8 protein-coding genes are annotated in these 9,160 nt (G+C 72.8%); 3 read left to right on the top strand and 5 right to left on the bottom strand.

Translation table 11 applies throughout. The features are described from left to right. Positions 1–107 precede the first annotated feature (107 nt). Complete coding sequence (locus GTW67_RS29120) at positions 108–1,148, bottom strand: LacI family DNA-binding transcriptional regulator (RefSeq protein ID WP_161167738.1); 1,041 nt, start codon at positions 1,146–1,148, stop codon at positions 108–110. 97 nt (positions 1,149–1,245) lie between these two features. Beyond that, positions 1,246–2,427, bottom strand: coding sequence for a bifunctional class I SAM-dependent methyltransferase/NUDIX hydrolase (locus GTW67_RS29115; protein ID WP_346010771.1), 1,182 nt, complete (start codon positions 2,425–2,427; stop codon positions 1,246–1,248). 133 nt (positions 2,428–2,560) lie between these two features. On the opposite strand from GTW67_RS29115, the gene GTW67_RS29110 reads away from it, so the two are divergent. Together GTW67_RS29110 and GTW67_RS29105 are read left to right on the top strand one after the other, a co-directional pair. Further along, a complete protein-coding gene (locus GTW67_RS29110; protein WP_161167736.1) occupies positions 2,561–3,859 on the top strand; it encodes an ATP-grasp domain-containing protein in 1,299 nt (432 codons plus the stop codon). A gap of 21 nt (positions 3,860–3,880) precedes the next feature. Continuing rightward, positions 3,881–5,926 carry a CocE/NonD family hydrolase gene (locus tag GTW67_RS29105; RefSeq protein WP_161167735.1) on the top strand — a complete coding sequence of 682 codons (2,046 nt, stop codon included), beginning with the start codon at positions 3,881–3,883 and terminating at the stop codon, positions 5,924–5,926. Positions 5,927–5,957: 31 nt separating this feature from the next. Here GTW67_RS29105 and GTW67_RS29100 read toward each other — a convergent pair whose 3' ends face one another. The 3 genes from GTW67_RS29100 to GTW67_RS29090 form a co-directional block, all read right to left on the bottom strand. Next, the gene (locus tag GTW67_RS29100; protein WP_161167734.1) at positions 5,958–7,163 is read right to left on the bottom strand and encodes a GDSL-type esterase/lipase family protein; all 1,206 of its coding nucleotides are present in this window, start codon (positions 7,161–7,163) and stop codon (positions 5,958–5,960) included. After that, positions 7,153–7,734 (bottom strand): TetR/AcrR family transcriptional regulator, encoded by a 582-nt coding sequence (locus tag GTW67_RS29095; protein WP_161167733.1) that lies wholly within the window; start codon positions 7,732–7,734, stop codon positions 7,153–7,155. The genes GTW67_RS29100 and GTW67_RS29095 overlap by 11 nt, the downstream gene beginning before the upstream one ends. A gap of 69 nt (positions 7,735–7,803) precedes the next feature. After that, positions 7,804–8,433: an SRPBCC family protein gene (locus GTW67_RS29090; protein WP_161167732.1), complete on the bottom strand. Its 630-nt coding sequence runs from the start codon at positions 8,431–8,433 to the stop codon at positions 7,804–7,806. A gap of 156 nt (positions 8,434–8,589) precedes the next feature. Here GTW67_RS29090 and GTW67_RS29085 point away from each other — a divergent pair. Then, positions 8,590–9,160 (top strand): TetR/AcrR family transcriptional regulator (locus GTW67_RS29085; RefSeq protein ID WP_161167731.1); only part of this gene is annotated, 571 nt, incomplete at its 3' end.

Raw genomic sequence — 9,160 nt, 5'->3', positions numbered from 1 at the left:
GCCCTGACTCGGGCACGCCGCCCGGCGCTCCGCCCGCCGGGCCGGTCACCGGCCCGGGTCCGGGCGGCCCGTACGGGGCCTCGCGTTCGAACGGCCCGTGCCGGACCTCAGGTCCGGGCGGCCCGTACCGACGAGGCGCGGGGGATCACGCGTGGCTGCGGGGACACCGCCACCGACGGGGTGGCGGTGTCCCCGCTCAGTCGTGCCAGCAGCAGTTCCACCGCGTCGGCCGCCGCCCGGTCCAGGTGCAGGTCGACCGCCGTCAGGGGCGGCTCGCAGGTGCGGGCCCGCAGGCCGTCGTAGCGGGTGACGACCATGACGTCGTCCGGCACCCTCCGCCCGCTGTCCCGGATCGCCCGCACCGCGCCCACCGCGAACGCGTCGACCAATGCGCACACCGCGTCGGTCTCGGGGTGCTCGGCGAGCAGGGCGGCGCACCGCTCGTACCCCGCCTGCTCACCGCCCGACTCGGGCACCTTCGCGACGACCGGCGTCCAGCCGTACCGCTCGGCGGCCCGCTCGTAGGCGGCGAGCGCGTCGACGGACGAGTGCCGGGTGCCGGAGCCGACGATCAGCGCCGGGCGTTCGGCGCCCTGCTCGTGCAGATGGGCGAGCAGCAGCTCCGCCACCAGATCGCCGCGCAGGTCCACGTAGGGCGCGTCCTCGTCCGGTGACACCGGCCTGCCGAGCGCCACGTACGGCAGCCCGCGTTCGCGCAGCTGGGCCGCCGCGGCGTCGCCGGCCTCGGGCTCCACCACGATGGCACCGTCGATGTCGACGGAGTACAGCGCGGAACCCGACTGGACGGGCGGCACCAGGACGAGGGCGTAGCCGTGCAGGAGGGCGCTCTCCGCGGCGGCCGCCGCGACCTCCATGTAGAAGCCGAGCCGGGACGGCCCGCCCGCCACCGCGAACGGCATCGAGGAGGCCAGCGCGATGGCCTTCGCCTGGCCGCGCCGCAGCCGCTGCGCCCGGAGGTTGGGCCGGTAGCCGAGGTCCGCCGCGGCCTGCCTGACGCGCTCCCGGGTCCGGGGGTCGACCTTGCCGAGCCCGTTCAGGGCGTGCGACACGGTCGTGCGCGAGACGCCGGCGACGCGGGCGACGTCGGCGATCGTCGGCGGTTTCGGGCCGGGGGCGGAAGTGGCCATCGGGGCGAAGACTCCTCGCTGGGCGTGGACGGTTGACGCCGACCATCTTCGCCGACGCGCCGTCCGGCCGGACGAGGTCCCCCGGCCGGGGCCCGGGTCAGCCCGTCCCGTCCGCGAACGGCGTGAAGTGGGCGGGCGGATGCTCGATGCGAGGCAGGTCGTCACGCCAGGAGGTGAGGATCTGGGCACTGCACTCGAACAGCCCCTGCGGCAGCGCGTCCAGCGGCCACCAGCGCCAGTCGCCCACGCTCTCGCCGGGCTGGTCGCCGGGCTCGCCCCGCCAGGCGGAGACGACGGCGCCCACGGTGACGCGCACCACGTCACCGACGTGGTCGACGAGCGTGCCCAGCAGCGTCACGTCCTCGGGGCGGGCGAGCAGCCCGGTCTCCTCGGCCAGCTCCCGCACGACCGTCTCCGGCAGTGACTCCCCGGGTTCGACGGTGCCGCCGGGCAGCTCCCAGGTGCCGTGCCGGTGCCGGCCGAGCAGAAGACCGCGCGGTCCGAGCACGACGGCGCCGACACCGATCGCGGCGTGCGGCGCGGGCGGGCGATCGGTCCGCGGCCGGCTGGACAGGGCGGGGCCGCGGGCCGGCCGGTGGCGCCGCGCCCGGATCAGCTGAAGCACCGTGCGGTTGTCCCCGTCCGCGGCGCGCAGGAGCTCACACCCCTCGACCCTGAAGCCGTGCTCGTTCAGCAGTTCCTCCCACAGCCGCGGTGAGAGCACCCACATCAGGGTGGGGATCGGCGCCTCCTGCCGCAGCCGGACCAGCTCCGGGCGCTCCACCACCTCCTCGGAGGGGCCCAGCCCGTCGGCGTCGGTGTGCAGCGCCGAGAAGACGAGGGGAGCGCCGTCGACCAGTCCGTCCCGCAGTGCCGGCAGCAGATGACGGGGATCGACGCAGGCGAACGTGCGCAGGCCGTACGCCGCGTCGTACGGCCGCGTCCGCCGCAGGTGCTCGGCGACGTCCGCGCACACGAAGCGGACGCCGGGCTCCGAACCGTGGTCGTTCAGCGCGCGCCGGTGCTGGGTGGGGGACAGGTCGACGCCGTCCACGCGCGCGCCGTACGCGCGGGCCAGGTGGACGGCGTGGTGGCCGGGCCCCGAACCCACGTCGAGGACCCGCTTGCCCCGGATGTCCCCGAGCACCTCCGCACCCGGCCCCACACCGGGCCAGAACCCCCAGTCGATCCGGTCGGGCACGGGCGGCGACCAGCCGTGGTCCAACTGCCGCTGCCCGTAGACGGTCCAGGACTCTTCGCGGACGGGGTCCGTCGTCACGTGCGGCTCCTTCTCCATCGCCCTGAACAGTCCCCACTTCCGGACACCGCCACACGCCCCCCAGCCGGGCGGGCCGTCGTGAAGGTTGGCCGGACCGTGGCCGGGTACCCCGCCGATCTTGGGGAGGAGAACCATGTCTGACCAGAATGTGAAGAACGTCTTCGTCATCGGCCTGGACGAGGCCAACCTTCCGACGCTCCGGGCGGTGCCGGGCGCCGACGCGCTGCGCTTCCACCCGCTGCTGACGGTCGAGGAGTTGCAGGGCGGCGAGGTGTCCGTGCCGGACATCACGGAGAAGGCGCAGCAGGTGCTGGACGCCTTCGACGGGAGCATCGACGCCATCGTGGGCTACTGGGACTTCCCGGTCAGCACCCTGGTGCCGATCCTCGGCGAGCGCTACGGCACCCGCACCACGAGCCTGGAGTCGGTCGTCAAGTGCGAGCACAAGTACTGGAGCCGGCTGGAGCAGCGGAAGGTCACCGACTGCCATCCGCGCTTCGGCCGCGTCGACCTGGAGGCCGACCCGCCGCACCCGCCGGGTGACCTGCGCTTCCCGATGTGGCTGAAGCCGGCGCTGTCCTACTCCTCCGAACTCGCCTTCGGCGTGAAGGACGAGGAGGAGTTCCGCCGTGCCGTCGACGAGATCCGCGAGGGGATCTCCCGGGTCGGCCGCCCCTTCGAACGCGTCCTCGACCGGATCGACGTGCCGCCCGAGATGGAGGGCGTCGGCGGCCGGGTGTGCCTGGCCGAGGAGTCGCTGACCGGTATCCAGGTGGCGGTGGAGGGCTACGTCCACGAGGGCGAGGTGACCGTCTACGGCACGCTGGACTCCATCGACTATCCGGACTCCCCGTGCTTCCTGCGCCACCAGTACCCGTCCATGCTGCCGCCGCAGGTGATCACCCGGCTCCACGACGTCACCGAGCGGGTGATGCGCCGCATCGGCTTCGACTCGGCCACCTTCAGCGTCGAGTACTTCTACGACCCGGGCAGCGAGGAGATCAACCTGTTGGAGATCAACCCCCGCCACTCCCAGTCGCACGCCGAGCTGTTCCAGTACGTGGACGGCGTGCCCAACCACCACCCGATGCTCGCCCTCGCACTGGGCGAGGACCCGCGCATGCCGCACCGGCAGGGTCCGTACGCGATGGCGGCCAAGTGGTACTACCGCTGGTTCACCGACGGCGTCGTGCGGAACGTGCCGTCGCCCGAGGACATCGCCCGCATCGAACGCGACACACCGGGGGTGCGCATCCACGTCCTGCCCGAGGAGGGGCAGCGGCTGTCCGACCTGTCCCAGCAGGACAGTTACAGCTACGAGGTGGCGCACATCTTCACGGGCGGCGACGACGAAGAGGACATGCGCGGGAAGTACGACCACTGCGTGGCCGCGCTCGGGCTGGCCTTCGACGAGCCGCGCGACGGACAGTGAGGACAAGGAGTACGCCGGACCATGCGTTACGTGACCCACCTGCCCTGCACCACCAAGGAAGAGGAACACGTCGTCATCCCGATGTCCGACGGCGTCCGCCTGTCGGCGCGCATCTGGCGCCCCACGTCGTCCGACCAGGAGCCGGTGCCCGCGGTGCTGGAGTACATCCCGTACCGCAAGCGCGACCTCACCTCCGTGCGCGACTCGATCCACCACCCCTACATCGCCGGGCACGGCTACGCCTGCGTCCGCGTCGACCTGCGCGGCACCGGCGAGTCGGAGGGGGTGCTCAGGGACGAGTACCTGGAGCGGGAGCAGAGCGACGCCGAGGAGATCCTGGCCTGGCTCGCCGACCAGCCCTGGTGCGACGGCAGCACCGGGATGATGGGCATCTCCTGGGGTGCCTTCGCCGCCCTCCAGGTGGCGGCCCGGCAGCCGCCGAGCCTGAAGGCCGTCGTCATCGCCTCCTTCACCGACGACCGGCATGCCGACGACATGCACTACATGGGCGGCGCGATGCTGTCCGACAACCTGGCCGAGGCGGGCACCATGTTCGCCTACGGCACCTGCCCGCCCGATCCGGCCGTGGTCGGTGACCGCTGGCGCGACATGTGGCACGAACGGCTGGAGAACACCCGGCCGTGGGTGCTGGAGTGGCTGCGCCACCAGCGCCGCGACGACTACTGGCGGCACGCCTCCGTCGCCGAGGACTACGGTGCCGTGCGCTGCCCGGTGCTCGCCTCCAGCGGGTGGGCGGACGGCTACTCCAACGCCGTCACCCGGCTGCTCGCCCACCTGGACGTGCCCCGCAAGGGTCTGATCGGCCCCTGGTCGCACAAGTTCCCGCACCTGGGCGAGCCCGGCCCCGCCATCGGCTACCTCCAGGAGGTCGTGCGCTGGTGGGACCACTGGCTCAAGGGCGCCGACAACGGCGTCATGGACGGCCCCATGCTGCGGACCTGGATGCAGGACAGCGTGCCGCCGTCCACGGCGTACGAGGAGCGGCCGGGACGCTGGGTGGCGGACCCGAGCTGGCCGTCCCCGCACGTCCACCCGGTCGCGCACCCGCTCACCCGGCACCGGATCGGCCCGCCCGTCGAGCAGGGCGCGGGGACGGAGAGCGCCGGGAGCGGTGACGCGCTCACCGTGCAGTCGCCGCTGTCCGTCGGCCAGTTCGCCGGCAAGTGGGCCTCCTACAACGCCCCGCCCGACCTGCCCTACGACCAGCGGGAGGAGGACGGCGGCTCGCTCGTCTTCGAGACCGAGCCGCTGACCGAACGGCTGGAGATCCTCGGATCGCCGACCGTGGAACTCGACCTGTCGGTGTCCGAACCGGTCGCCATGGTGGCCGCCCGCCTGTCCGACGTCCACCCCGACGGAGCCGCCACCCGGGTCACCTACGGCCTGCTCAACCTCACCCGGCGCGACAGCACCGAACAGCCCGAGGCACTGGAGCCCGGCCGGCGCTACCGTGCCACCGTCCAGCTCAACGGAGTGGGGCAGACCTTCCCGCCCGGACACCGCATCCGGCTCTCGCTGTCCACGTCCTACTGGCCGCTGGCCTGGCCGGCGCCCGAGCCCGCCCGGCTCAGCGTGTACGAGCACTCCAGCACGCTCACGCTGCCCGTCCGCCCGCCGGACCGGCCCGACGACACGCCGGCCGACCCGTTCGACGAGCCGGAGGGCACCCCGCCCCTGACCACGACCCGGCTGACACGCCCCGAGGAACGCTGGGACGTGAAGCGCGACCTGATCGGCTACAACGCCGAACTGGACATCGTGAAGGACGGCGGCACCGTCCGCTTCGACGAGATCGGCCTGGAGGTCGGCCGCCGTGCCCACGAGCGCTACGCGGCCGTCGCCGACGACTTCACGTCCGTCAGCGGCGAGTCCACGTGGACCATGCGGTTCCGGCGCGACGACTGGGACGTGCGCGTCGTCACCCACACCCGGCTCACCTGCGACAAGGAGGACTTCCTCGTCGACGCCACGCTGGACGGCTGGGAGGGCGGCCGCAGGGTCTTCTCCCGGACCTGGAACGAACGGGTGCCGCGCGACCTGCTCTGAGCAGCGGGGCCGGCGGCCGTGCCCGGCGCGGTCAGCCGGCCGTGGCGGCGAAAGGCCCGCCGTCCGCGAACACCAGCCGCGCGAAGTTCTCGCCGATGCGGCGGTGCCCGGCGGGGTCGGGGTGGATGGCGTCCGGCAGCGGGAACTCCGCGTAGTCCTTCTCGCCGTACAGCTCACGGCCGTCGAGATGGTGCAGGTGCGGGTCGTCGGCGGCCCGCTCCGCGACGATCCGGGCGAGGGCGTCGCGGACGACGTTGAGCGTCAGGCGCCCCGCGGCGCGTTCGGCGGGATCCCCCGTGGCCTTGAACCGCACCGTCCCGCCGTCGAAGTCGGGAGCGAGCGGGCCCGGCGTGTCCTCCTGGACGGGACACAGGAGGGGCGACACGACCAGCAGCGGCGTGGTCGGGTGCCCCTCGCGGACGGTGTCCAGGAAGCCGTGCACCGCCGGGGTGAAGGCGCGCAGACGCATCACGTCGCCGCTGACGACGTTGATGCCGACCTTCAGGCTGATCAAGTCCGCGGGGGTGTCCCGCATGGCGCGGGCGGTGAACGGGTCCAGCAGCGCGCTGCCGCCGAACCCCAGGTTGACCAGCTCCACTTCGCCTCGGCTCGCGGCCAGCGCCGGCCAGATGGCGGTGGGGTGGTCGGCGTTGGAACCGTGGCTGATGGAACTGCCGTGGTGCAGCCACACCCGGCGTCCGCGGTCCGGCGCCGCCTCGACCGGCGCGTCGGTGCGCAGCGCGATCAGCTCGGTGATCTCCGTGTGCGGCAGCCAGATCTCGACGTCCTTGTCACGGGCCGGCAGACCGGTGAACCGGGCGGTGCCGGGCGGCCCTTCGCGCAGTTCGGCGCGCTGGGTGACCATGTCGACGACCGTGCGGACGTTGCCGCCGGCGACGGTGGCCTGGGCGGCGAGACGGCCGTCGACCAGCAGGTCGTAGACGCCGTCCGCCGGGTCCGGAAGGCCGCCGTAGGCCCGTTTGGTCGGCAGGGTGTCCAGTTCGACTGTGGTGGCGCGGGTGCGGAAGACCAGCCGTACGCCGGAGGGCTGGGCCTCCGCCACGGTCAGCAGGTCGCCGTCGGGGATCTGCCGGCGGGCCCGGGCGGGCAGCCGGTGCGGCAGCAGGCCGTGCGCGGTCTCCTCGACGTCGAGGAAACCGCGCAGCAGGTCCGCGGTCACGGGGGTGGTGACCCAGTCGCGGCCGGTGTTGTTGTCGGTGTCGTGGTCAGTGTTCATTGTCTTGGCCGCCTTGGTTGCGTAGGAGGGCGTCGAGTGAATCCAGCAGCCAGGCCCAGGACTCCTGCGAGTCGACGGCCGTGTGGCTGAAGCCGCCGGCCAGCTCCAGGCTCACGTAGCCGTGGAAGACGCTGCCCAGCATCCGGACGGCGTGCGTCTGGTCCGGCTCCGCGATGTCGTAGCCGCGCAGGATCGCCCGGGTCATCCGCGCGTGCCGCACGCCGGCGCTGGCGGCGGCCGTCTCGGGATCGAGCCGGAGCCGGGCGGCGTCGTAGCGGCCGGGGTGCTCCCGGGCATAGTCCCGGTAGACGTCCGCGAAGGCGGCCAGGGCGTCCTTGCCGGCCCGACCGGCGAGCGCGGCGGCGGCCCGGTCGGCGAGTTCCTCCAGCGCGAACAGGGCGATCCTCGTCCTGAGCTCCTGGGAGTTCTTCAGGTGCGAGTAGAGACTCGCGACCTTGACGTCGAAACGCCGGGCGAGCGCCGAGAGGGTCACCTGGTCGAAGCCGACCTCGTCGGCCAGTTCCGCGCCCGCCCGGGTCAGACGCTCGGGCGTCAGCCCTGCTCGCACCATGACCTGCCTCCCGTCAGCCGAAGGCCATTATGCCCCTGCCTAAGGATTATAGGCAAAAGCCATTGGGTTTCAGGCTCGGGCCGCGGATGCCCGGCAGCGGTCCTCCGCGGCGGTCTTCAGGTCGCGCAGCCAGCCTTCGAGGCCGGTGGCGAGGATCTCGGTCGCGACGGGAACGTCGGCGTCGACTTGCTCGCCGGTGTGGGTCTCCTCGGTGCGTACGAGGACGCCACCTCTGACCTCGGTGAACGTCCACACGTGGACGCCGTCGATGTGCAGCCCGTCGGCGACTGCGGGGCCGGTCCAGCGGATGCAGGAGCCGTGCCGGAGCTGCTGGACGGTGGAGGTGATGTCGAGGCTGGTGGCGTCGGTCGCGGGGTTGGGCGGGAGCGGCGTCGTCCACCGGAACGCCGAGCCCTGCCGCAGCGGCCCGTGGTCGAGTCGTTCGGCGGATTCCACGGGGGGCTGCCAGGCGGGCCAGCGCTCCACGTCGGTCTGTAGCCGCCAGACGGTCCGGAGCGGGGCGTGGATCAGGGTCTCGGTGCGGTGGCGGACCCGCGCGTCGGGATCGACGCCCTCGCCGCGGCAGGTGAGGGGCCGGGCGGGGTCGGAAGGGGCGGCCGCGGCAGGGGCGGCTGTCGCGGCGAGGAGGGCGGAGGCGAGCAGGGCGCCACGGAGGGTGATCTTGCGCGTGCCGGACATGGAGGTCTCCTGTGTTGTCGGAGGGAGGTAGATGGGTTACAAGCCGGTGCGTTCGTTAGAAGCTATAACCCGCCACGATCGGCCGTCAACGGGCTGCGTGATACCTTCTAACAAAACTTTGGGCGTGTTCAGCTGCGGTGAGAAAGGACGCGGGCCATGGAGAAGTCGCAGGCGAAGACTCCGCGGGAGCGCTACCGCGCCGAGGTGCGGGCGGAGATCAAGGAACGTGCCTGGGAGCAGATCGCCACGGCGGGAGCGTCCGCCCTCTCGCTCAACGCGATCGCCAAGCAGATCGGCATGAGCGGGCCCGCGCTCTACCGCTACTACGCAGGACGCGACGACCTGATCACCGAACTCGTCAAGGACGCCTACCGCGGTCTCGCCGACGCCCTGCGCGAGGCGTCCCGGACCGGCGCCGGCCCGGCTGCCCTGGCACACGCCCTGCGCGGCTGGGCCCTGCGGCACCCCCAGCGGTACTTCCTGATCTACGGCACCCCCGTCCCCGGGTATCACGCGCCCGAGGAGACCGTCGCCATCACCTCGGAGATGATGGCGACGGTGCTCGACGCCTTCGCGGCCCTGCCGGGGGAGGGCCCGGCGAGGTCCTTCGACACCCATCTGGCGGACCACCGCGACTGGGCCCGCGGCCACTCCGCCGGCCCCGCGGTCCTCCGTGAGGCCCTTGCCTTCTGGACCCGTCTGCACGGGGTCCTCTCCCTGGAGCTCG

This window comes from Streptomyces sp. SID5910, assembly GCF_009862125.1.
GTDB lineage: Bacteria > Actinomycetota > Actinomycetes > Streptomycetales > Streptomycetaceae > Streptomyces.
This window is presented reverse-complemented; position numbering and strand designations above follow the sequence as displayed.